Genomic DNA, 25,730 nt, shown 5'->3' with positions numbered 1-25,730 from the left:
AATCAAATTAATAGCTTTGTGCGGAATTAAATACAAGCTAGTTCTTACTTTAATTATCAAACCGGAATAGGTTTTCCCGTCAGAGTCCGACGGGAGATTAAAAGGGAACCGTGTGCAAATCACGGGCTGTCGCGCAACTGTAAGTAACACTCATCAGTTTCAGCCGGAGAATGCCCACTGTCTGTAAAAGGACGGGAAGGGCGGCTGAAATGTTATAAGTCAGGAGACCTGCCTCTTCCGGATAGACGGTGCTTTCGCGCAATAAAGTAAATGGTCTGATCTGATGGTATTTTTTTACAGGAAATTCCCTTTCCTGCATGCCGCAGTATGCCCTTTTCGCAGTTGGCCGTAGAAGCCCGTCGAGAGACTTTTACAAATTTTTCATTAAATCATTGGAAAAGATGCTAACGCAAAACCTCGGCTACCCGCGCATTGGTGGCCAAAGACAATTGAAAAAAGCCTGTGAATCCTACTGGGCCGGCAAGATCGGTCTGGAAGAATTACACCAGATCGCCCGCATCATCCGGGAAGAAAACTGGCAAACCCAACTGGTAGCCGGTATTGACCTCATCCCCTGCAACGATTTCAGTTATTATGACCAGGTACTGGATACCAGCCTGCTGCTCGGTGTTATTCCACAGCGCTATGCACCTGTGTCTGCTGTAAAAGGTAACAGCGAAATTGACCTGTACTTCGCGATGGCGAGAGGTTATCAGAAAGACGGCCTCGATATTACCGCGATGGAAATGACGAAATGGATGGATACCAACTATCACTACATCGTGCCGGAATTCACCGCTCACCAGTCATTTAAGATACACTCCGAAAAAGTATTCAACGAATATACTGCTGCCAGACAAACACTTGGCGACAAAGCCAAACCCGTACTGGTAGGCCCCGTTAGCTATCTGCTGGTGGGTAAAGAAAAAGAACAGGGTTTTGAACGTATCGACCTGATTAAAAACCTGGTACCTGTTTACGTAGAAATAATCAATCGCCTGAAACAACAGGGCGCGCAGTGGATCCAGCTGGATGAACCTTGCCTGGCACTGGACCTTTCTAAAAAAGATAAAGAAGCATTTGAATATGCTTACCGTGCTATAGCCGAACAGGTAAGTGGCGTGAAATTATTGATCGCTACCTATTTCGAAGCGTTGCTGGATAATACACAGATAGCAGTAAATCTTCCGGTAGCCGCCCTGCACGTAGATCTGGTACGTGCGCCTGAACAGCTGGAGGAAGTGCTGGCACTGATTCCCGCAAATCTGCAACTTTCATTAGGTGTAGTAGACGGACGTAACGTATGGAAAAATGATTACGAAAAGTCATTGGCCTACATTCATAAGGCAGTAGCCAAACTGGGCAGTGACCGTGTAATCATTGCTCCTTCCTGCTCTTTGCTGCATAGCCCCATCGATCTTGATCTGGAAACAGCGATCGATCCGGAAATCAAAAACTGGATGGCCTTTGCTAAACAAAAACTGAAAGAGGTGGTAGAACTGAAGCAGATTGCAGCAGGTGACAACGCACCACTGGAAGCGAACAAAAAAGCCATCGAAAGCAGAAGGACTTCTCAAAAAGTACACAAACAACAGGTAAAAGATCGTGTAGCAGCCATCACCGAAGCCGATGCTTCCCGCAAAAGTGCATTCCCTGTACGCCAACAGCTACATCGCGAACGCTTTAACCTTCCCGCATTCCCTACTACTACCATCGGTTCATTCCCGCAGACCGACGATATCCGTCAGCTGCGTGCTAAATTCAAAAAAGGCGACCTTACCACCGGGCAGTATGAAAAAGCCATCGAAGATGCTACAATAGAAGTGATCCGCTGGCAGGAAGAACTGGGCATCGACGTGCTGGTTCACGGCGAATTTGAGAGAAATGATATGGTGGAATATTTCGGCGAACAACTGGATGGCTTCCTGTTTACCAAGAACGGCTGGGTACAGAGTTATGGTAGCCGTTGCGTGAAACCTCCGGTAATCTTTGGTGACGTAAGCCGTCCGCAGGACATGACCGTGCGCTGGATCACCTTCGCTGCAAAACAAACCCAGAAACAGATGAAAGGTATGCTGACTGGTCCTGTGACCATTCTGCAATGGTCATTTGTACGCGATGACCAACCCCGCGATATCACTACCAACCAGATCGCACTGGCCATCCGTGATGAAGTTGTGGCGCTGGAAAAAGCCGGCATCGGTATCGTTCAGATCGATGAAGCAGCTATCCGTGAAGGATTGCCTTTACGTAAAGCAAAACGGCCTCACTACCTGGACTGGGCGGTAAAAGCCTTCCGTGTAACCGCCAGCGGTGTGGAAGACAAAACACAGATCCATACACATATGTGCTACAGTGAGTTCAACGATATCATTGAACACATCGCTGCCATGGATGCGGATGTAATCACCATCGAAACATCCCGTTCACAGATGGAACTGTTACACGCGTTCTCCCACTTCGAATATCCTAACGAGATCGGACCCGGTGTGTACGACATCCACTCTCCGCGCGTTCCGAGCAAGGAGGAAATGGTATCGCTGCTGACAAAAGCCGCAGACCTGCTACCCGCGCAGAACCTTTGGGTAAATCCTGACTGCGGCCTGAAAACCCGCAAATGGCCTGAAACCAAAGCTGCACTGGAAAATATGGTGCAGGCAGCGAAACAGGCACGTGAGCAGATCAGCGTGGCAGGAACAATATAAAAATTACAATAACTACCGGCTGCGGATATAAAACATCCGCAGCCACTTTAAACATATGAAAAGAGACGAACCAATATTTGAGCTGATCGCAGAAGAACAGGAACGCCAGGAAAACGGCATTGAACTCATCGCTTCTGAGAACTTTGTAAGCAAGCAGGTAATGGAAGCTGCCGGCTCCGCACTGACCAATAAATACGCAGAGGGATTGCCCGATAAACGCTACTACGGCGGCTGCGAAGTCGTAGATAAAATCGAATCCATCGCCATCGATCGCGCGAAGGAATTGTTCGGTGCGGAATGGGTGAATGTACAGCCACATTCCGGCGCACAGGCGAATGCAGCAGTATTGCTGGCCACCGTTCAACCCGGCGATAAAATATTAGGATTTGACCTTTCCCATGGCGGTCATCTTACACATGGTTCGCCGGTCAACTTCTCCGGCAAACTGTATCAACCATTTTTCTACGGTGTAAAAAAAGATACCGGTTATATTGATTACAAACAGTTGGAAAGCGTTGCCCTCAAAGAAAAACCGAAAGTGATCATCTGTGGTGCATCCGCATACTCCAGGGACTGGGACTATAAATTTATCCGTGAAGTGGCTGATCAGATCGGTGCTTTGGTAATGGCAGATATCTCCCATCCCGCAGGACTAATAGCCAAGGGCCTGTTAAATGACCCCATGCCCCATTGCCATATTGTAACCACTACTACTCACAAAACCCTTCGTGGTCCTCGTGGTGGCATGATCATGCTGGGCAAAGATTTTGAGAACCCCTTCGGCCAGAAGACCCCAAAAGGAGAACTGAAGAAAATGTCGGCATTGCTCGATATGGCCGTATTTCCAGGCACACAGGGCGGTCCGCTGGAACACATCATTGCAGCCAAGGCAATAGCATTCGGCGAAGCATTGACCGATGACTATCTGCACTACGTAACACAGGTAAAAAAGAATGCCGCCGCCATGGCACAGTCATTCGTGGACATGGGCTATCAGATTATTTCAGGAGGTACGGATAACCACCTGATGTTGATCGACCTCCGTAACAAAGACATCAGCGGTAAAGCAGCTGAAAATGCACTGGGGGCTGCTGGTATCACAGTAAATAAAAACATGGTACCCTTCGACGATAAATCGCCATTTGTCACATCTGGCATCAGAATAGGCACTGCTGCTATCACTTCACGTGACCTGAAAGAACATCATGTACAACAGATCGCAGGAATGATCGATGCCGTGCTATCCAATCCGGCTGATGAAGCAACCCTGGAAAATGTGCGCCGCCAGGTAGCACTGTTAATGGCCGCAAACCCTTTATACAAATAATATATGTTCCTGGAGAAGATAAGGTCCGGCATGTCTGGGATTCTGACATACGGTATCACACCGCCAAAGGAAGAAACGCCACCTGAACGGGTAGCTGAAATTGCTGCAAGAACCATGAACAGGCTCGTGCCGCTCGATATAGATGCATTGATTGTGTATGATGTGCAGGACGAATCGGATCGCACATCAGCCGAACGGCCGTTCCCCTTTATCAATGCTTTAGATCCGTTTCAATTTGCGAGCAACCATCTTAAAGACCTGAAAATCCCGAAAATTATTTACCGTCCGGCAGGAAAGTTTTCGGAACAGGAATTAACATCCTGGCTTCATCGCCTGGAAGAAGAAAATTTCTATCCTGTTTTCGTTGGTGTACCGTCCCCCAACTACCAGGTAAAAACAAGTCTGCCGCATGCCTACCAGATCTGGAAAAACCATGAAGATACCTCTGTAGTTGGCGCAGTGACAATTCCTGAAAGACACGCCAAACTAAAGGATGAAGACAGCCGCATACTGCAAAAAGCAGCATGCGGAGTTTCCTACTTCGTTTCGCAATGTGTATTCAATGTAGACTATGCCAAACAGATGATAGAAGATCTTTGCCGCACCTGTCGTGATCAGCAGATAACACCTCCTACCATCATTTTCACACTCACCGCCTGCGGCTCAGAGAAAACCCTGCACTTTATGGAGTGGCTGGGTATCCACGTGCCTGAAGACCTTAAAGTTGAGCTGAAAAATGCGGAAAACATGCTGGAAAAATCTGTGAATGTTTGCCTGGATATAGCAGAAGAATTAACGGCATTCTGTTCAGAACAATGCATACCCTTTGGATTTAATATCGAAAGTGTAGCTATCAGGAAAGATGAGATCGAAGCGTCTATCTATATGGTAAATGCCATCGGAACAATGCTTTCAGCTAAAGGTATCAGGCAAACAGCCGCCTTATCTGTTGGATAATCACAAAATGCACATGAATTTTATCCGTCAAAAACTGGAGCTTCCCAACCAGGGAAAAAAACTACTGCTACACTCCTGCTGCGCACCATGCTCAGGGGAAGTGATGGAGGCAATCATTGCCTCAGGGATAGATTTTACCATCTTCTTTTACAATCCCAACATCCATCCCAAAAAAGAATATGATCTCCGGAAGGAGGAAAATATACGCTTCGCAGAAAAGCATGGCATTCCATTCATAGATGCTGATTACGACGTCGATAACTGGTTTGAAAGGGCAAAAGGAATGGAACTGGAGCCCGAAAGAGGCATTCGTTGTACCATGTGCTTTGATATGCGCTTTGAACGTACAGCCCTATACGCTTCCGAACATGGCTTTGATACCATCTGTAGTTCACTTGGAATTTCCCGCTGGAAAAACATGGAGCAGATAAATGATTCCGGCATAAGAGCTGCTGGTCATTACGAAGGCATCAACTACTGGACCTATAACTGGCGTAAACAGGGTGGTTCCAGCCGCATGCTCGAGATAAGCAAGGAAGAGGCGTTTTATATGCAGGAATACTGCGGCTGTGCCTATTCCCTGCGCGATACCAATAAATGGCGTATGGAAAACGGACGGGAAAAGATCAAACTTGGTGAAAAATATTATAGTAATAATAACCTGTAAACATAGTAAGAGGGAATGTCCCTTCTTTACCGTGTATGGAGATAAAAAGAGATGACCATCAGACAATGCTGACTTTTATTACACGCAGAGAGCGTTTTAACGCTGCACACCGGATGTACCGGCAGGATTTGACCGAAGAAGAGAACTTCCAACTATTTGGGAAATGTGCAAACCCTCATTATCATGGCCACAACTATGAGCTTTTCGTAACGGTAAAAGGCGATGTGGATCCTGAAAGGCCCTATATCATAGATTTGAAAGAGCTGAAGGTAATCATCAATGATTATATCATCGAAAAACTGGACCATAAGAACCTGAACCTGGACGTAGATTTTATGGCTGGCAAGATGGCCTCCACTGAATTACTCTGCGTTGAAATTTTCAAACAACTCAAAGTGCCGATTGAGGGCTATGAGGGCGTATTGCTTCATTCAGTGAGACTGGCAGAGACGGAGAATAACAGTGCGGAGTGTTTTGGATAAAGAACTATAATGTAAAGGGGAGATTTTTATAAAAAATATTACATTCGCTCCATCTGAAGCCTTTTGCATAAATGAAATTTCTCCCGATTGCTTTTTTACTGATTGTCATTCCCTTTGGTACCTGCGCGCAATCCGACAGTATCGCCACTGCGCCCGGAGATACCACCGTGAATGCCGCAGATACCCTTATCCGGTACCGCATCAACGGCGTATACCTGGGAAGCATCTGGAGGGATCTGAAATATACAGTAGCCCGGCCCGCGCACTGGGAAAAGAAAGATTTCATCCGCCTCGGCGCTGTGGCTGGCGTAGCCGGTATCCTGGTAGCCAACGATTATGGCATCAAGCACTTTTTTGTACATAATCAAACCAACTTCATGACCAGCGTAACCGATCAGATTGAACCATTCGGAAACGCGTACTCTCCTTATCTCGTGGCCGGTATGTATGTAGCCGGCGTTATTACGCACGATCGCAAGCTGGAACACGGCAGTTTGATGACTGCCAAATCGCTGATCATCTCTACCGCCATTTATGCTACTATCAAAACTGTTATAAAACGCGGCCGCCCTACCTATTACGATTCCCCCTTCGATTTTGCAGCACCTTTCAGCAAGGATCCGCAGAAAAAACATACCTCCTTCCCTTCCGGCCATAGCCTGACGGTAATGACTGTAGCCACTTCTCTCGCAGAGCTATATGGTAAAGATCATCCCTGGGTGCCCTGGGTGGCGTATGGAATTGCCGGCATGACTGGTGTAACACGCCTGTACGAAAACAGACATTGGAGCAGCGATGTATGGATTGGTTTGGCGCTTGGGCATTTTGTAACCAAAAGTGTGTTCCGGCATCACCGGGAACTGGAGCGGAAAAAAGCCGTAGCAATGGGATTCTAGCACAAAAGTTCGCTTCCTGCTTGAAAAGTTTAGCATGCTATTTTCCACCATTTGAAAATAAATATATTAGTTTCGGGAGACCTATAACCTACCTAACTATGAGTATGTTTTCCTTCCAGCGCCTTGTAATGGCCCGGAGCTGTATTGTTTTCCTCCTGTGTATTGCTGTTGCTATTACCGGAAATGCCCAGATGTTTAAACCGGTCCCCCAGAATGAGCGGATGCTGGCCAGCCTGGAACAACAATTTGAAACACATTATAAAGCCAATATCGCCCAACTGCCGGCAAAAAATAAAAAAGAACTGACAGCGGTTTACGACCAGCGCTGGGATAACATCAAATCCAAATTCGACAAACAGGAAATCTATACTGCTACCGGGGCACAACAATACCTGGATGCCCTTGTAAAAGAAATCATCAAGGCCAATCCACTACTGCAGCCACTGGAGGTACACTGCTATTTTTCGCGCTCCGGCGTACCCAATGCCAGCTATATAGGAGAAGGAATTATTCTCTTTAATATGGGGCTGTTCAAAGAACTGGAAAATGAAAGCCAGGCGGTCTTTGTACTATGCCATGAACTCGCGCATTACTACCTGCAGCATAGTGAAAACAGCATTGCCCGGTATGTAAATACCATGAACGGTAAAGACATGCAGGATGAACTGAAAAAGATCAAATCCTCCGAATACGGTAAACGGGAACGTCTGGAACAACTGATGAAAGGCCTTACCTTCAACAGTCGCAAACACAGCAGGGATCATGAATCAGCCGCAGACTCCATGGGCATGATATTTATGCAGCATACCCGCTTTAACCTGGAAGGCGCGCTCTCCGCACTTACACTGCTCGATAATATCGATGTGGATACCCTGCGTACCGCCGAAAAGCTGCAACAGCTGTTTAACGCCCCGGATTATCCCTTTCGGAAAAGATGGATCTCCAAACGGGAAGGGTTACTCGGCGGACACGCCAAACTGGAAAAAGACGATCAGTTACAGGACTCCCTTAAAACACATCCCGACTGCAAAAAGCGTATCAACCTGCTCAAGCCATATACTACCACGCGACCTGACGGCCAGCCTGCCTGGAACATCGTTAGCAAGCCAGCATTCGATTCCCTGCGACAGGCCTTTAAGTACGAAATAATCGCCTACGCTTACGAAAACGATAATTATACCAGGAGCTTATATTATACCCTTTTACTGCTACAGGAAAAGCCCGGTGATCCTTACCTGGTAACACAAATCGGCAAAATACTCAACAGCTGCTATGATGCACAGCAAACACATACCCTCGGCAAACTAACAGAACTCCCGGCACCGGATTATCCGGCAAACTATAATGTACTGTTACAGATGATCCAAAATCTATACCTCGAAGAATACCCGGCCATTGCATTCTATTATCTCAGCGCGTTCCATACCCAAATGAACGGCTACGCAGCATTTATGCGGGAATACAATAAAGCAAGACAATTACATAATCAATAAACAATCCCCTTCTAAAACCTTGAAATGATGTTCAAAAAAACGCTGACAGTCCTGCTGTTCCTCAGCATGGCGTGTCCCTGTCACACGCACAAAACAAATTATCGGTCGACAATGTATATGCTACCTACTTCCAGAGTAGTGGTACTATTATGGAAAACAAGCAGATCAAAGGCTACTTTTTCTTTTATCTGAGTGATAAAGTCGACAGAAAAACAAACGAATATACCCTGCAGATCCTGGATGAAAATCTGAACAAGGTAAAAGATATCAAATTCCAGGATTCCAAAAACATCAACCTGCTGGAAGCCGGTTACAATGGCGGCAGCCTATCTTTTCTTTTCCAGAACGAAAAGGAAAGAAGCCTTAACATGAGAATATATTCATTGGATGGTAAGCTGATCAACAATTACACAAGCGAATACTCCAGGAAAACAGAACAACTGATGGAGCAGTACAAAACACTGCATACAGACGATGGCACCAACAATAACGTATTTGACGTGGGCGAAAAAGGCTATGTATCTGTTATGCCGGTAAGAGATGGAAAAGACCGTACTTATGAAGTGGATTTCTACGGTTCCCAGTCAAAGGCATACTGGAAATATATCCCCAACGATGACAACGACCGGATAGCTTTTGCCGAATACCTGGGTAATACCGACAGCTTAATTGTACTGCAGGTATTGAAAAGAAAACACCTGCTAACCGGTGGCATATCTGCTCACATTGTGGGCATCAACTTTGTAACAAAGAAAAAAGTATTTGACCTGGATGGAGAAAATGATGAATACCTCCTGCTGCCGACTTCCCTGAAAGTTAAGCAGGAAGGTGGCAAATTCATATTAATGGGTACCTATTTCGATAAAGACGCCAACGTCGCCAAAGATGCCAGTAAAGGACTGGCAGTTTATGAAGTAACGACCAGTGGAAAAGTGCTTTCCAAAACCTATAACAGCTGGGAAAAAGATTTTGCCAAATATTTACGTACCAATAGCAAAGGTAAAATCGACGAAGTAGGCTACCTCTATATTCATAACATGGTACAAGCAGCCAACGGGAATATGTATGTGGTAGGTGAAGGCTATAAAAGACAGGTAAGCGCCGGCGGTGTTGCCTTAAAAGTATTAGGCGCCGCTGCCGGTGCTGGCACCAATGTAGGGGCTACAAAAATTATTACAACCGATATGGTGGTAATGACATTCGATAAAAACTTCAAAGTAACAGGCGCCAAAGTGTACGACAAAACAAATAACAATGCAGAATTAAGTGCCATTTCGGACTTCAACAGCCAGCACCTGATCGCAATGATGTTAAAAAGCACAGGCGCATTTGACTATAACTTTACTACTGTTGACGAGGACAATATCACCTTTTCCTTCTGCTTTAGCGATTATGTAAGAAGCAGTGATTACAAGGGGCAAACCTTTAACACCATCCGGTTTAATGGCACTACCTTTAAACAGGATAAAATAAACCTGAAATCAAAAGCCAGCAAATCCAGAATTTTACCGGCAAAGCCAGGCTCCATCATGATTATGGAATATTATAAAAAAGATAAACGCCTCGATTGTCATCTCGAAAAAATAAGCTAAGCAGCACCGCATATAAGAAAAAGAGTGCTTGCTAAGTTGATGAATAAGTTAACTGGAACTCCAGGAGCTGGTCTTATTCAGACCAGCTCTTTTTTTGCACAGTCCTTTCCAGGCAAACATGGCAAAGCCGTGTAAAGATATTCATGCAGATTGCAGTATTCAATTTAGTTTCTGCGTTTAGCCGATCGTATTAGTGAATCCACCTTTTTATATAAACTATTTTAATAATAAGTATTTTTACGCTATTTTCGTATAACGAATGTTATTACATTGCACCCGTTCTGAAAACGGGAACAGCAGAAATATCATTTAATAAATCCCTATACTATTCGAAAATGCGTGATTAAACCACCTCTGTAGCCAACCTATACCGTTTGGCAAAGCCTCGATTAGTTTAGTCCTATCTCACGATTAACGGGAGCAATATGCGCTCCTGGAGGATCGTGCTATGAATTCAATGCTACTTTAATAAAAAAGCAACATACATCTTCATGAAACCAAAATTACAGGTCTGCCGCTTGCTATTTATCCCAAAAAGCTGGTTATTCCTTTTGCTAACGTTCCTACTACGGTTGAACACCGGCTACGCGCAGGGATATACGGAGAGTTTTAATAATATCAGTACCCTTTCAGGATCCGGATGGATTATACAAAACAACAGTACTCTGCCGGGTTCAGCAACCTGGTTTCAGGGCAAGCCCACCACGGCACTGCCTGATCCGGGTCCCTTCAATGCTTACGCCGGTGCCGACGATGCCTATATTGGCGTAGATGCGAACAGCGTAGCAGGTACGGGTACCATCAGCAACTGGCTGATTATGCCAAACCGCACGCTCCGTAACGGCGATGTGCTCATGTTTTATACACGCAAACCTACTATAGCAGACGGCCATCCCGATTTGCCCGATCGCCTGGAAGTACGTATGAGTGCAAACGGAGGCAGTATCAATGTGGGTAGTACAGCTCCCGGTGTTGGCGATTTTACCGACTTACTGCTGGCTATTAACCCAACACAGACAACAGGTACTTACCCGGAAAGCTGGGCACAATATACCATTACGATATCAGGACTGCCAGCCCCTACTTCCGGCAGACTGGCATTCCGGTATTTTGTGACCAATGGTGGCCCCGCTGGCCCCAATAGCGACTACATTGGTATTGACGAGGTAACATATGTACCCTACGTATGTCCGGAAATAACGCTGACCACAGCCAGTATCCCTTCTGGCAGAACCGGTACAGCATATAATCAAACAATATCGCAGACCGGCACATTAGGACCACCTTCCTTCGCCATTACTGGCGGCGCATTGCCTCCCGGCCTTACGCTGTCTACCAGTGGCGTTGTGTCTGGAACACCTACCGCTACAGGTACGTTCTTCTTTACAGTTACCGTGTTTGATGCAAGTGGATGCTCAGCATCAAAGTTTTATTCTGTAACCATCGTATGCGCCACTAATCCCGTCAATTTTACGGCGCCATTACGTATATGCTCCAATGAGCCCCCTATCGAATTAACCACCGGCTCACCGGCAGGTGGCTCATATTCAGGCACCGGTGTCAGCGGCGGATATTTTGATCCATCGGCGGGCACACAAGTGGTTAGCTACGACTATACCGATCCTTATGGATGTGCATTTTCTTCAAGTGCAGTATTTACGGTAACAAATGCCGGAACAACGCAAGTCAGTAACGCATCACAATCTATTTGCCCTGGCACAGCAATTAGCACCATTGCATTAACCAATACGGCGACCAGTGCTACTTTCAACTGGACCCGCGATAACACCACCTCCGTAACAGGCATAGCGGCAAGTGGCACCGGAGATATCAGCGGCATACTCGAGAATACCACTTCTTCCCCCGTAACGGTCACTTTTACAATTACCTCCACCACTTCTGATGGCTGTACCCCCGACCCTGTCACAGCTACAGTAGAAGTAAAGAACAGAGCGGTCATTACTTCACCAACAACGATGTCACAAACTATCTGTTCAGGCAATAACATCACCCCGATTATACTGACAGGATCTTCCGGCGTCACCGCATTTAACTGGACAAGAAGCAACACAACCGCTGTAACAGGTATTGCAGCTGCCGGTTCGGGTAACATCAGCGGTACATTGACGAATACCACCACTGCTCCCGCTGATGTAACTTTCACTGTCACCCCGGTTGCCGACGCCTGCGACGGTACTCCTGCTGATTTCACCGTAAAAGTAAATCCTCAACCGGCTATTACGGCTTTATCTGTACCTGGGGCGGGTACCTATAAAGGCAGCGACCCGCTGGAATTTACCGTAACTTATACGGAAGATGTGGTAGTAAATACTTCAGGGGGCGTTCCTGCTGTGCCACTTACACTTAATACAGGTGGTACTGTTTCCGCAAACTATGTTTCCGGCAGCGGCTCATCCGCTCTATTATTCAGGTACACCGTAAGCGCTACTGACCAGGATCCGGACGGTATCTCCATTGGCAACACGCTGCACCTGAATGGCGCTGCTATTGAGAGCAAAAACGGTTGCAGCTCCCTGATTACACTTAACAACGTTCCCCCCACCACAGATATTAAAATACATAATCCGGTTCCGCAAAACATCACGTTTAACAACATGCCGGCTAAAACTTATGGAGAAGCCGATTTTGCTCCTGGTGCCACCAGCAGCTCCGCATTAGCGATCACCTATACCAGCAGCAATCCTGCGGTAGCAACCATAACAGGCAACCAGGTGCATATTGTGGGTGCCGGTACTACTACCATCACCGCCTCGCAGGCAGGCAACGGCGATTACCTTCCTGCTACGGCCATTGACCGGACGTTACAGGTAAACCCTAAAAGCATCACTGTAACAGCCGATCCAATCAGCAAAATATACGGTGAGGCAGATCCTGCACTCACTTATACGCTTACGCCTGCATTAATTCCAGGAGATAAATTTACCGGCGCATTAGGCCGCACAGGCGGAGAGAACACCGGTGCGTATGCCATCAACCAGGGAACGCTGGCGTTGAATAGCAATTACGCCCTTTCCTATACCGCTAATAATTTAACCATCACCGCCAAACCGGTTACCGTTACTGCGGAAACTAAAAGTAAAAAATATGGTGAGGCAGATCCGGCATTGACCTATAGCGTATCACCTGAATTAGTAACCGGCGACAAATTCACCGGCGCATTAAGCAGGTCAACAGGAGAAAATGTGGGTCTATACACCATCAACCAGGGAACGCTGGCTTTGAACAGTAACTACACTCTTTCCTATACGAATAATGATTTAACCATCATCGCCAGGCCGATCATGGTTACGGTAGCCGCAAAAAGTAAAACATACGGAGAAACGGATCCCGAATTGACTTATAGCGCGTCTCCTGCACTGATAAACAGCGATAAATTCACCGGTGCCTTAAGCAGAACAAGTGGAGAAAACATCGGCATATATGAAATCAACCAGGGAACACTGGCATTAAGCAGCAACTATCTCCTCTCCTATGCGAGTCATTATTTAACCATAACTGCCAAACCAGTTACGGTTACTGTAGCTGCTAAAAGCAAAACATACGGAGAAACTGATCCGGCATGGACCTATAGCGTATCACCCGCACTGATAAACAGCGATAAATTCACCGGCGCCTTAAGCAGAACAGCCGGAGAAAATGCAGGCACATACGCTATCAACCAGGGAACGCTGGCATTGAATGGTAATTATATCCTCTCCTATGCCGGTAGCGATTTAACGATAACTGGCAAACCTGTCACGGTTACCGTAGCCGCAAAAAGCAAAACATACGGAGAAACGGATCCGGCATGGACCTATAGCGTATCACCCGCGCTGATAAACAGCGATAAATTCACCGGCGCCTTAAGCAGAACAGCCGGAGAAAATGCAGGCACATACGCCATCAACCAGGGCACGCTGGCACTGAATGGCAACTACCTCCTCTCCTATACGGGTAATGATTTAACCATAAATGCCAAACCGGTCACTGTTACGGTAGCCGCTAAAAGCAAAACATACGGGGAAACAGATCCCGCATTTACCTATAGTGTATCACCCACATTGATAAGCGGCGATAAATTAACCGGCGCCTTAAGTAGAACAGCTGGAGAAAACACCGGTACCTACACCATCAACCAGGGAACGCTGGCTTCGAACGGTAATTATATCCTGTCTTATACGGGCAATAATTTAACTATCACAGCCAAACCGGTTACTGTAACCGCAGCCGCAAAAAACAAAGTATATGGCGAAGCGGATCCCGCATTGACCTATGACATATCATCCGCATTGGTAAATGGCGATAAATTCACCGGCGCATTAAGCAGAACAGCAGGAGAAAATATCGGTACATATGGCATCAACCAGGGAACGCTGGCGTTGAACGGTAACTATATCCTGTCCTATACGGGTAATGATTTAAGGGTAACCACCAAACCAGTCACAGTTACCGCTGCCGCAAAAAGCAAAGCATATGGCGAGGCAGATCCTGCATTGACCTATGGCGTATCACCCGCACTGGTAAATGGCGATAAATTCACCGGCTCACTGAGCAGAACAGCCGGAGAAAGCATTGGTGCATACGGCATCAGCCAGGGAAGTCTGGCGCTAAACAGCAATTACAGCATTTCCTATACGGGTAATAACCTAACCGTAACAGCCAGGGAGGTTACTGTTACCGCTGAAGCAAAAAGCAAGGTGTATGGTGATGCCGATCCTGTATTCACATATACGGTATCCCCTGCATTGCTTCCCAATGATGCCTTTACGGGCACACTGGGCAGGGCAACTGGCGACAATGCCGGCAGCTACACCATCGAACAACGGACATTGGCGCTCAACAGCAACTACACGATTCATTATAATCCGGCCAGTCTTGTAATCAATAAAGCAGTCCTCACGGCCACAGCAGGTGATAAAACCATCTGTCCGGAAGAGCCACTCGCAGCAGTGCCTGTAAGTTATACAGGGTTTAAAAATGGCGAGACCGTTGCAGCCCTGAACAAAGAACCGGTTGTAAATATACCGTCACATAAAACGGCAGGCAACTATGCACTGACACCATCAGATGGTGCTGCTTCCAACTATAGCTTCAATTACGTAAACGGACAACTGACAGTATTACCGGCACCTTCGGGTAATATCTCTCAGCAACTGGCAGGAGCAGGTATCTATCAACTGACAGCACCTTCCGGCACTGGTTACTTATGGAGCAATGGGGAAACAACGAATACCATCAACGTAAAAACATCCGGTAACTATACCGTAGCCGTTACAGGAGAACAGGGATGCAAAAGCCAGTTTAGCTGGCAGCTGGCTATACAAAACATCTCCATACCGAATACTTTTTCTCCTAATGGTGATGGCGTTAATGATTATTGGACCATTCCTGAGCTGGCCAACTATCCGCAAGCCAATGTGGCGATCATCAACCGTGACGGACAGCTTGTTTTTGAGTCTAAGAATTTTTCCCGTTGGGATGGAAAAAATGCTGGTAAAGATTTACCAGCAGGTGTATACTTCTACCGCGTTATTAAAACACCCGGTGATACGCCTGTTACAGGATGGTTAAATCTTTTAAAGTAAGTCTTCAAAACTGAAATAATTAATTACTATGAAACGAATTATAATAACGTCTTTGTTCACGATGTTCCTCTCTTATGCGGGCATTGCACAAACACGCCCGCAACAATCGGCACTAAACCTTAATCCATCATTTCTGAATCCAGCAGCCACCGGAATAGAAGACTACAGCCAGTTACGGCTGGGTCTCAATAAACAATGGGTAGGCATCGACGGCGCCCCCTCTACCGCCTGGGTAAACGGCGAAATGCGCTTAAAAACAAAAGCGGATGAACAGCAGGAGGATGTTATCAGTAAAGGCCACGGTATAGGTTTAAATCTATATTACGATAAGATTGGCCCCTATACTACCCTCAACTTAAATCTGGGCTATGCGTATCATTTGCCGTTGTCGCAAGGACTGGTATTATCTGCCGGTTTTGCAGGCGGACTGCGTAGCACCAGGTACGATATTGCCAAAAGCCTTAATCCGGATCAACCCGGCGATCCTGCCGCAGGTGTACAGGCATCCCTGTCAAAAAAATATACACCCGATCTGAATGCAGGCTTACTGTTAAATGGCAAAAACTTTTTTGCAGGTGTATCGATGATGCAGATCATTTCTTCGAAGTTTGTTGATGTGCCTGAGAGCGAGTCGAAATACAGAGGCCAATTACTTAGCTCGCTCGGTTACGTATTCCGCTTTGAGGATCAGGCCACCAGCCTGTGGTTATCCGGTGTGGTTAAATCCGATTTTGCCAATCCGCTTCTGTATGATATCAATGCAAAGCTGTGGTACAAAAACCTCGGGTGGATCGGTAGCACCTATATAAAAGATGATGCTGTAGGCGCCGGCTTTGGAGTGAATATCATCAAAAGCATTTCGATCAGCTATTTATATGAGTGGGGAGTTAGTAAGCATATTTCCGCTTACAGTAAAGGTAGTCATGTGCTCTGCATTGGGTTTAAATTATTAAAAGATAATCAATCCGGAATGCCTAAAATGGGTTGGTAATATGATATCTGTTTAGATAAGCGCCTCCGGAAGTCAGCAACTTTTGGGGGCGCTTATCATTTAAGCAGATGATGCTTCATAGCATACAGATGTTATATAGCTTACCAGGTTTTAAGCGCCCCATATTCCAGCCGGGTTGCTTTTGAAAGCTTGCCAACCACCTGATCTACCGAGTGGCGGATCCATTGTTTTACAGTAGCATCGTTCATGTCTCCATTTAGCAGGATGCTATTCCAGTATTTCTTATTGAAATGCCAGGCCGGATTTACACTGTTGTAACGCTCCCTGAGTTCTATCGCGCTATCCGGGCTGCACTTTATCGAAATTTTCAGGTCAGGATCATTCATAGGAATAACCGCAAACCATTTTTCGTACACCCGGAAGATCAGATACTCCTCCTTAAAAGGCATATATTCTGTGGCCAAAGGCAGTGACAAGCAAAATTCCCGCAGTTCTTCGATATTCATTATTGCTGAATAATTTTTAAACAAATGGTATCATATCGCCCAAAATATAATTCATTGGCGGGAATAAAAGACACAACAATACTTCTATTTATTAACCAGTAACAGCGCATTCAAACGATCGAACATACTGAACCAGCTTTGGTAAGCGCCGGTTTTTCTGGCTTCCGCTTCGGCTACCGTCTGGTGCAGGGTAAGTTTTGTTTGCTCCCCAACCTGTTCAAAAATGACAGTGGTAACGATGGCCGGCGGCCAATCCGTTGATTTTCCTGCTTCGGTGGCGCTAACGGGTATCCCCTGCTCATTACTGAGTTCCATTGTAAAAACAAGTTTTTCCGGGGCCTTTATTTCCTGGTACATGCCGGTTATCCAGCACGCCCCATGAACGGGATCATGAATAACAGAATGAAATCTGCCACCAACTTTCACATCAATCAATTTAAATGTGATCGTACATCCATCCGGCGCATACCAATGCTGCAGGTGTTCCGGATCCGTCCAGGCCTCAAAAACAAGTTGGCGTGGCGCATCAAACAGATGTGTGATTAAAAGATCTTCTTTATTCGTTTTCATTTTCCTTTGGTTTTTTGTTGTTGTAAGTATTTATCTAATTTTTCAAACTGCTTCGTCCACAGTTTCCGGGATTGATCTATCCAGCCTGCTACTTCATCCAGCTGATCTAACTGTACCTCGCATAACCTTTCCCTCCCGTTTTGTTTAATCACCAGCAGACCGCATTCCTCCAGTATTTTAATGTGCAGGGATATGGCCTGTCTGGTCATATCAAATTTTTCTGCAATAGTATTTACGTTGTAGGACTGTGCGGCTACCAGGTTAATGATTTCCCTTCTTGTAGGATCGGCGATAGCCTGGTAAACATCTCTTCTGATTTTCATAAATGCAAGTATCTGCTTGCAAATATAAATGCAAGTATTCACTTGCGCAAATAATATTTTTGAAAATATCCCTTTTTCTTAACTTCCTATTTTGCTAATATTGCGCCCACGTAACCATAAACAGGGAAAGTTTCCATGCCAATTACAGAAAAGCATTTACTCACTAATGAACAGGAGTTCCTTAACCTGGTCGCCGCAGGTGATGTGAATGCTTTTGCACAGTTATTTGATCACTACCGGCCTGTTGTTTACACAAATAGCTTAAGAATGGCAGGAGAAGAAATGCTTGCCGAAGAAATTGTACAGGATACTTTTCTGAAAGTATGGCTGAACAGAAGCACCCTGCCTGATATAACCAACTTCCCCGGTTGGCTGTACAGGATTGCCTCCAACCTTACCCTCAACGCTATTAAAAAAGAGCAATTACACAAACGGACCATCCAGGAATGGCTGAAAGAAGTGCATGAAGGCAACTCCTACCCGGGTATTACGGCTGATGAAAGCAGGTTCAGGGAATTACTCAACACCGCTGTTGCCAGGCTCCCCACCCGGCAAAAGGAAACTTATGAGCTGATCAAACAACAGGGATATAAACGGGAAGAAGCCGCCGCATTGCTGAATATTGCTCCGGAAACCATTAAATACCACCTGGACCAGGCTTTGAAAAGTATAAGAGCTTACTGCATGGCCCACGCAAATGGCGATGTTTTAGCCATCGTATGCTGTCTTATATTATTTTCCTGAAATTTTTTTTTGTTATCCCCCCCAAACGCTCAACCACGATTGTCTTTATATACAGTACAACTAAAATCATTGTGAAGTTTGATTATGGAAAGAGTTTTAGAGATCTATGAGAGGGCTTTGGCCGGTAAGGCCACTGAAGAGGAAATGAATATATTGAGAAGCTGGCTGGCCGACAGGGAAAATACAGTTCCTGCACAGGAACTGCTGGAGCAATCGTTCTTTCGTACAACCACTACCGCTGATATACCTGCAGAAAAAGCACAGGCTATTTTACAGGCTATTGTAGCCGTTGATAAAGCACCAGCCGTAATACCCCGCGTATTCACACTCCGCCGGTGGTGGGCGGCAGCCTCCGTTACTTTATTACTGGCAGCAGGTACTGCTTATTATTTATTACAACAACATCAAACCATACACACACCAACCATGGCAGATGTGGCGCCGGCGCATAAAGGAGCCATACTTACCCTATCGGATGGCAGCCAGGTAGTACTCGACAGTGCAAAAAACGGACTGGTGGCCTCACAAAATGGCGCCCGGGTGCTGCTCGACAGCGGGCAACTTTCCTACAACCCGGTAGCCGGGTCGGCCAATGAGGTAACTTATAACACCATCAACACTCCCAAAGGACGGCAATTCAACCTGCAACTGCCGGATGGGACAATGGTTTGGCTGAACGCCGCCAGTTCCATCAGGTATCCTACCCTTTTCAATGGCACCGAAAGAAAAGTGGAAATCACAGGAGAAGCCTACTTTGAAGTAGCGCAGAACAGTAAAATGCCCTTCCGGATCAGCGCGGGCAACCAAGCGCAGGTAGAAGTACTGGGAACCAGCTTCAACATCAACGCCTACGGCGATAACGGCACCATCAACACCACTTTGATAAGCGGCGCAGTAGCTGTAAAACATACATCAATAAAAGGGACAGCCGCCTCCGGAAGAGTGATCCTCAAACCGGGCCAGGCTGCACAGATAAAGATTGCTCATGACATAGATGCCGCTGATAAAATAAAGGTCATTCCTGACGCTGATATCAATAAAGCGGTAGCATGGAAAAACGGTGCATTTAACCTGGAAGGCGCCTCCTTAAAAGAGGTGATGAAAGAAATAGAAAGATGGTATGACATAGAAGTAGTGTATGAGAATGATAAGATACCCGATATCTATTTTACTGGTGAAATGAGCCGGAATGTAACACTCTCTTCATTTTTGAAAGCCCTGAAAGAATGGCAGATCAATTACCGGCTTGAAAACAAGCGGCTGATCATTTTGCCATAACGGGAAAACATCCCTCCAAGTACATTCAAGAAACCGGTGACGCTGCTCCTGATCAAAGCAGTGCTGCCAGGGGATCTTATGCGCTGTAAAAAAAAGAAAATGGGAGCCGTATAGCGCTGCCGTCAAGTGAGGGAGACTGAAAAAGTCTCGCCTGTGGCCAATTTTTTAACAACCAAAATTTTCGCAATTTATGCAACAAACAGCATGTCGCTGCTGGAACAAAGGGGTAAATGCCAACTACAATCTACGCTTCCTGAAAATGCTGATCGTACTGCTGCTGTCAGCTGCCATCTCAGCGCAAGCCCAGACAGCCGGCAAAACCATTTCGCTTTCTGTTAAAAATGCTACCCTGAAGGAAGTATTGGATAAAGTGAATAAACAAACAGGGGTCTTCTTTTTAGCACCCCGCAATTTGTATAACGATGCCAAACCGGTTACGCTCACTGTTGCCAATGTTTCATTAAACGCATTTCTGAACCAGGTGTTAGCCAACCAGCCTATCAACTGGCGTATGGAAGACAATACCATATTCCTGAGCGCTAAAAAAGTAAACAGGGAACAACAGAAAGAACCCGGTGTAAAGGGAGGTAGTCTCAAGGATTCCGTCATTAGCGTTTATGGTACCATCACCGCCGATGGCGCACCGGTAGCCGGCGTATCCATGAAGATCAAAAACCAGGTAAAAGGGACTATTACCAACGACGCAGGCGTTTACTTTCTTGCCGATGTTCCCCTGAACTCCGTGCTGGCTATCAGCTGCATGGGATTTAAGCCCCGGGAAATTCCAATGTCAGACAATGGTATGCTTAATATCGAACTGGAACGGACAATGAATAGCCTGGATGAAACGGTAGTAATTGCCTATGGCACTACTACAAAAAGATTTGCAACCGGAAATGTGGTATCTGTTAAAGCAGCGGAAATTCAAAAACAACCTATTCAGAACCCGTTACTGGCATTACAGGGAAGAGTACCGGGAATGGTCATATCCCAGCAATCCGGATACGATCGTGGAGCTGTGAAAATAGAGATCCGGGGAAGGAACAGTCTGAACCCGTTTATTACTGGCGATCCTTTAATCCTGGTAGATGGGGTGGCACTGACTGTACTGGATTTAACATCGAATGCCGTTTATGCTCCAGGTGAAACCGCCGTTTCAAGAGGAATGGACCAAACCCGGCAGTCGCAGGGTTCAGGCGGTATAAGTCCGCTGTACAACTTCAACCCTTCGGATATTGAGTCGATCGATGTACTGAAGGATGCAGACGCCACTGCTATTTATGGTAGCCGGGGAGCTAATGGGGTAATACTGATCACTACCAAAAAAGGGAAACCCGGAAAAACCAGCTTTAACCTGGACTTTTCACAGGGCGTAAGTTTTATCACCAGGCAATGGGATATGCTGAATACGCAACAATACATTGCCATGCGTAAAGAAGCCTTTAAAAACGATGGCCTTACACCTTCCCCGCAACCCGGATCGCCGGGCTATGCACCAGACCTGTTTGTTTTGGATAGCACCAGGTATACCAACTGGCAAAAATACATATGGGGACGAACCGGGAACTGGATGAATGCACAAACGTCTGTGTCGGGAGGTACCCAACAAACCACGTTCCGTTTATCCGGCGCTTATGGCCGCACTTCAGACATCACTACGCATAGTGGCGCCAACCAGAAAGCATCAGTTGGATATAGCATTACCAACCAAAGCAAGGACCAGCGCTTCATGATGACCTTTAACGGCAGTTATAATTTTTCATCTGCCAATACCATTAATATTGGGTTAGGCCCTCAGGCCACTTCCCTACCCCCTAATGCGCCTTCCATCTTCAACGAACAAGGGAATCTGAATTATAAGGAGTGGAAGGCGGCAGGTCTTACTATGCCATTTTCCGGCCTGTTAACACCCAACGACAGCAAAAGCAAAAGTTTATACAGTAGCCTTGCATTGCAATACAAACTCTACAAAGGCCTGGAGCTAAAAGTTAACCTGGGTTATAACAATCTGAGTAATACACAAACTATATTAACCCCTATTGCGTCTCAGGATCCTTATACCACCACTAAAAGATCAGGCACAAGAAACCTGGGTAACAGTACCAGTACCAACTGGAGCGTGGAGCCACAATTAGCCTACAACGGGCAGATTAAAAGAAAAGGAGAACTGACCATTCTGGCAGGAGCTACCTTGCAGAACGCCATCACCGGCGCCACCAGCACTACCGGCTATGGATTTGTAAATGACGCATTGCTCGGCAGCTTTGCCAACGCTGCCAGTATCAATGTCGCAGATAACTACGCAGAATATAAATATGCCGGGGTATTCGGCCGTATCTTCTTAAACTGGGACAAAAAATATGTAATTAATCTGAACGCGCGCCGTGATGGCAGCAGCCGGTTTGGTCCGGGCAACCAGTTTGGTAATTTCGGCTCCGTTGGTGGCGCATGGATCATGAGCCAGGAATCCTGGATGAAGCAGTTTCTCCCGGCATTCTTCAGTTTAATTAAACTGCGGGGAAGTTATGGTACTGCGGGAAGCGATCCTAGTTCCGACTATAAATTCCTCACACAATGGGGTAATACAGACCCCTATCTTCTTTCGTACAATGGCGTTGTACCGCTTTCTTCCCAGTTGCAATTCAATCCCAATTTCCACTGGGAAGTAAACCGGCAGGCGGAAGTAGCTGTAGATATGGGATTCTTTGACGAACGGCTTACACTGAATGTATCCCGCTATTACAAACAGTCCTATGACCAGCTGGTAGATTACCTTACGCCCAACTATACCGGATTCAGTTCCGTATTGGCAAACCTGCCGGCCAAAGTACAGAACAAAGGATGGGAAGGAATCCTTACGTTTCAGGTATTCGGGGAAACAGGATTTTCCTGGAACACCGGCTTCAACATCAGTAAAAACGTCAACAAACTGCTTTCCTATCCGAAACTGGACGAATCTCCTTACCGGAGCAGGTATATAGTGGGCGAGCCTATCAGCCAGACCTACCTCTTTCATTTAAAAGGTATTGATCCGGCTACCGGTAAATATCAATATGAAGATATTAATCATGACGGCAGTATTAAAAGAGTGGAAGGAGTGATCCCTGGCACAGCAGGAGATGACAGGTATATCAGGATGCAAACAGTGCCGGATTTTACGGGAGGGTTTAACAACCAGTTTGCTTATAAGAATCTGTCGCTTAGCATAATGACGGAGTTCCAGAAAAAAGTGGGATTAAACGCTACAGGCCCGACCCTGGTCAGCATCGGCAACATGCCGCTATGGAGCTATGAGAACCGGTGGACAACTCCTGGTCAGCAAAGCAAAGCGCCTGCACTGAGTGCAAAATATGACCCTGACATTTACAACTATAGCTATTCTGACGGAGGCTATACAGATGCCAGTTATATCCGTATCAAAACGGTCGCATTATCATACAACCTGCCCAAACAATTGTTAAAGAGAATAAAAATGGAGCGCCTGGCTATTAATGTGAATGCCCAGAATCTCTTTACCATCACCAAATACAAGGGACTGGACCCCGATGTTACGTCATTTGGTTCTATGCCGCCTGTAAGAACGATTACTGCCGGGTTTTCCAGTACTTTCTGATCAACAATCCTGAATAAATATGATACAACCATATAAGTTACTACTGCTGGCCTGCCTGATCACATTTTCATGCAGCTGCAAAAAACTGATAGAAATAAATCCGCCTACCAAAACCATCAATACAGAAAAGGTATTCGAATCGCCGGAAATGGTGGATGCGGCACTCGCTGGTCTTTACTCCCAGCTGATTACAGGAATAGGCAGTATGACGTTCAGCAATGGCGGCTTCACCATTTATAGTGGCATGTCGTCTGATGAACTGGTGAATAAGAACAGCACCATTGATGCGGAAGACTACCAGTTCCTGTCAAACAAAATTAACATCAACAACGGCGTGCCGGGTAACGGTATCTGGGTTCCCGCCTACCAGATTATTTACAAAGCCAATGCAATAATTGAGGGCATCAATAACTCCCGGTCGCCAAACGTTACAGATAGTACCCGGGCACAGGGTATCGGAGAAGCCAAATTTGTAAGAGCTTTTTGTTATTTCTACCTGGTCAACTCATTCGGAGATGTACCCCTGGTACTTACCACCGATTATACAAAAACCGTGTTGATGGAAAGAACGCCTGCTGATGGTGTTTATACCCAGATGATCAGCGACCTGGAAGATGCAAAATCAAAACTGGGATCGGATTATGCTATCACCAACGGAGAACGCATAAGACCCAATAAATGGGCTGCTACCGCCTTATTGGCCAGAGTACATCTTTACGTGAAACACTGGGAAGAAGCAGAAAAAAATGCCACTGCAGTAATCAACGCAGGACAGTTCACATTGCTCGCAGAACCGGAAAAAGTGTTTTTGAAGAACAGCCGGGAAGCGATCTGGCAACTGATGCTGAATGCTATAAATATACAACCGGGGAATGTAACATGGGAAGGAAAAAACATGGTGCCACTTACCCGCTATACCGCACTGGACCCTTCAACGCAGCTGTTATATCAGGACCCTGATTTTTTTCCTCTCCTCGTCCCTTATTTAGTCCCTGCCTATTATCTGTCTGATCAGCAGGCATCCGCTTTTGAAGGAGGCGATAAGCGTAAGGAAAAATGGACCGACAGCCTGCCAACACCAGCAATAGCTCCCTATAATAGCATGACGTACTACTTCGCATTTAAATATACGGAACAGGAAAGCCAGGTAAATGGCCCCATGCCCCAGTACTATATGGTATTGCGCCTGGCTGAACAGTATCTTATCCGCGCAGAAGCCCGTGCACAACTTAATAACAACGCCGGAGCGGCAGATGATATCAATATCATCCGGGGAAGGGCCGGATTGGCCAATACCACCGCCGGTACCAGGGAAGCGCTGCTGGACGCCGTAGCACAGGAAAGACGGGTAGAACTGTTCGCCGAATGGGGCCACCGGTGGCTGGACCTGAAACGTACACAAAAAGCAGATAAGGTGTTGAGCCAGCTGACCTATAAGCAACCCTGGCAAACCACCCAGCTATTATATCCCATACCCGTCAAGGAAACGTCTGATAATCCGCATATTATTCAGAACCCGGGATACTAGCTGTTGACCGTTTCTCTTCTTCCGCCATAAAAGAAAGATAAAACAATACAAAAACCATGAATAAAAAATGTCTCATTATCCTGCTGATGGTTATCCTGTCGGCAGGCTGTATGCCCGAAGGACCAGCTGCCAGAAAAAAGCTGCCACCGGATGAAGAAAAGCTGCCTATTCACTTAGCCGATCCGGCCAATGACGAAGCGCTTGTGAACCTCCTGAACACCTACCGGCCTGTAGCTATTCCCTGGCTCGCCAAATGGGCAAAAGAACAGCCAGGCGGTATAGTGATAGACCTTCGTGCAGATGAGTCTATGGAGCCGCTCAGCGCTGCGTACCTGATCAAAAGAGACAAAGTCTTCTCCATTCCCGTGCAACTGATATGGGATGGCCGCTCTGCCTCCAGGGCCGCCTATTTCCTGAAATTAGCCAATGGCTACAAGGAAGTAAATATCACCAGGATTGGTGAAGGATTCTCCGCCTTCCAATCCGATTGTTTCAACTTTTAAACCAATATA

General features: G+C 46.2%; 18 protein-coding genes and 1 riboswitch. Of the genes, 15 read left to right on the top strand and 3 right to left on the bottom strand.

The window, feature by feature from the left end; genetic code table 11:
- Window positions 1-51: 51 nt before the first annotated feature.
- Window positions 52-250, top strand: a riboswitch (cobalamin riboswitch).
- Window positions 251-401: 151 nt separating this feature from the next.
- The 10 genes from metE to BMW79_RS17140 all read left to right on the top strand — a co-directional run bounded on the left by metE (window position 402) and on the right by BMW79_RS17140 (window position 16,695).
- Window positions 402-2,705 (top strand): 5-methyltetrahydropteroyltriglutamate--homocysteine S-methyltransferase, encoded by a 2,304-nt coding sequence (metE, locus tag BMW79_RS17185; protein ID WP_089896703.1) that lies wholly within the window; start codon window positions 402-404, stop codon window positions 2,703-2,705.
- A 55-nt stretch (window positions 2,706-2,760) separates the two neighbouring features.
- Window positions 2,761-4,032 (top strand): serine hydroxymethyltransferase, encoded by a 1,272-nt coding sequence (locus BMW79_RS17180; RefSeq protein ID WP_089896702.1) that lies wholly within the window; start codon window positions 2,761-2,763, stop codon window positions 4,030-4,032.
- Between the two features lie 30 nt (window positions 4,033-4,062).
- Window positions 4,063-4,989, top strand: coding sequence for a methylenetetrahydrofolate reductase (locus BMW79_RS17175; protein WP_218150328.1), 927 nt, complete (start codon window positions 4,063-4,065; stop codon window positions 4,987-4,989).
- 13 nt (window positions 4,990-5,002) lie between these two features.
- Window positions 5,003-5,656, top strand: coding sequence for an epoxyqueuosine reductase QueH (locus BMW79_RS17170; protein WP_089896700.1), 654 nt, complete (start codon window positions 5,003-5,005; stop codon window positions 5,654-5,656).
- A 35-nt stretch (window positions 5,657-5,691) separates the two neighbouring features.
- A complete protein-coding gene (locus tag BMW79_RS17165) occupies window positions 5,692-6,138 on the top strand; it encodes a 6-pyruvoyl trahydropterin synthase family protein (RefSeq protein WP_245752515.1) in 447 nt (148 codons plus the stop codon).
- Window positions 6,139-6,209: 71 nt separating this feature from the next.
- Complete coding sequence (locus BMW79_RS17160; protein ID WP_089896699.1) at window positions 6,210-7,034, top strand: phosphatase PAP2 family protein; 825 nt, start codon at window positions 6,210-6,212, stop codon at window positions 7,032-7,034.
- Window positions 7,035-7,132: 98 nt separating this feature from the next.
- Window positions 7,133-8,527, top strand: a complete 1,395-nt coding sequence (locus BMW79_RS17155; RefSeq protein ID WP_177192214.1) for a M48 family metalloprotease — start codon at window positions 7,133-7,135, stop codon at window positions 8,525-8,527.
- A 71-nt stretch (window positions 8,528-8,598) separates the two neighbouring features.
- On the top strand, window positions 8,599-10,119 hold the full coding sequence (locus tag BMW79_RS17150; RefSeq protein ID WP_089896697.1) for a DUF6770 family protein: 1,521 nt from the start codon (window positions 8,599-8,601) through the stop codon (window positions 10,117-10,119).
- A 551-nt stretch (window positions 10,120-10,670) separates the two neighbouring features.
- Complete coding sequence (locus BMW79_RS17145) at window positions 10,671-15,704, top strand: MBG domain-containing protein (protein ID WP_177192213.1); 5,034 nt, start codon at window positions 10,671-10,673, stop codon at window positions 15,702-15,704.
- Window positions 15,705-15,732: 28 nt separating this feature from the next.
- A complete protein-coding gene (locus tag BMW79_RS17140; protein ID WP_089896695.1) occupies window positions 15,733-16,695 on the top strand; it encodes a PorP/SprF family type IX secretion system membrane protein in 963 nt (320 codons plus the stop codon).
- Window positions 16,696-16,796: 101 nt separating this feature from the next.
- Here BMW79_RS17140 and BMW79_RS17135 read toward each other — a convergent pair whose 3' ends face one another.
- The 3 genes from BMW79_RS17135 to BMW79_RS17125 all read right to left on the bottom strand — a co-directional run bounded on the left by BMW79_RS17135 (window position 16,797) and on the right by BMW79_RS17125 (window position 18,055).
- Complete coding sequence (locus tag BMW79_RS17135) at window positions 16,797-17,162, bottom strand: MmcQ/YjbR family DNA-binding protein (protein ID WP_089896694.1); 366 nt, start codon at window positions 17,160-17,162, stop codon at window positions 16,797-16,799.
- A gap of 84 nt (window positions 17,163-17,246) precedes the next feature.
- Window positions 17,247-17,732 carry an SRPBCC family protein gene (locus tag BMW79_RS17130; protein ID WP_089896693.1) on the bottom strand — a complete coding sequence of 162 codons (486 nt, stop codon included), beginning with the start codon at window positions 17,730-17,732 and terminating at the stop codon, window positions 17,247-17,249.
- Window positions 17,729-18,055, bottom strand: a complete 327-nt coding sequence (locus BMW79_RS17125) for an ArsR/SmtB family transcription factor (RefSeq protein ID WP_089896692.1) — start codon at window positions 18,053-18,055, stop codon at window positions 17,729-17,731. Before BMW79_RS17125 ends, BMW79_RS17130 begins: the two co-directional genes overlap by 4 nt.
- 135 nt (window positions 18,056-18,190) lie before the next feature.
- On the opposite strand from BMW79_RS17125, the gene BMW79_RS17120 reads away from it, so the two are divergent.
- From BMW79_RS17120 to BMW79_RS17100, 5 genes are all read left to right on the top strand, one after another.
- The gene (locus tag BMW79_RS17120) at window positions 18,191-18,799 is read left to right on the top strand and encodes an RNA polymerase sigma factor (RefSeq protein ID WP_089896691.1); all 609 of its coding nucleotides are present in this window, start codon (window positions 18,191-18,193) and stop codon (window positions 18,797-18,799) included.
- Between the two features lie 84 nt (window positions 18,800-18,883).
- A complete protein-coding gene (locus tag BMW79_RS17115; protein WP_089896690.1) occupies window positions 18,884-20,077 on the top strand; it encodes a FecR family protein in 1,194 nt (397 codons plus the stop codon).
- A 190-nt stretch (window positions 20,078-20,267) separates the two neighbouring features.
- Window positions 20,268-23,690 carry a SusC/RagA family TonB-linked outer membrane protein gene (locus BMW79_RS17110; protein WP_089896689.1) on the top strand — a complete coding sequence of 1,141 codons (3,423 nt, stop codon included), beginning with the start codon at window positions 20,268-20,270 and terminating at the stop codon, window positions 23,688-23,690.
- A 19-nt stretch (window positions 23,691-23,709) separates the two neighbouring features.
- Window positions 23,710-25,218, top strand: coding sequence for a RagB/SusD family nutrient uptake outer membrane protein (locus BMW79_RS17105; protein ID WP_089896688.1), 1,509 nt, complete (start codon window positions 23,710-23,712; stop codon window positions 25,216-25,218).
- Between the two features lie 56 nt (window positions 25,219-25,274).
- Window positions 25,275-25,721 carry a hypothetical protein gene (locus tag BMW79_RS17100; RefSeq protein WP_089896687.1) on the top strand — a complete coding sequence of 149 codons (447 nt, stop codon included), beginning with the start codon at window positions 25,275-25,277 and terminating at the stop codon, window positions 25,719-25,721.
- Window positions 25,722-25,730 lie beyond the last annotated feature (9 nt).

Source organism: Chitinophaga arvensicola, from assembly GCF_900110835.1.
Taxonomy (GTDB): domain Bacteria; phylum Bacteroidota; class Bacteroidia; order Chitinophagales; family Chitinophagaceae; genus Chitinophaga; species Chitinophaga arvensicola.
The sequence above is the reverse complement of the archived record's forward strand: the minus strand, read 5'-3'. Positions and strand labels throughout refer to the sequence as shown.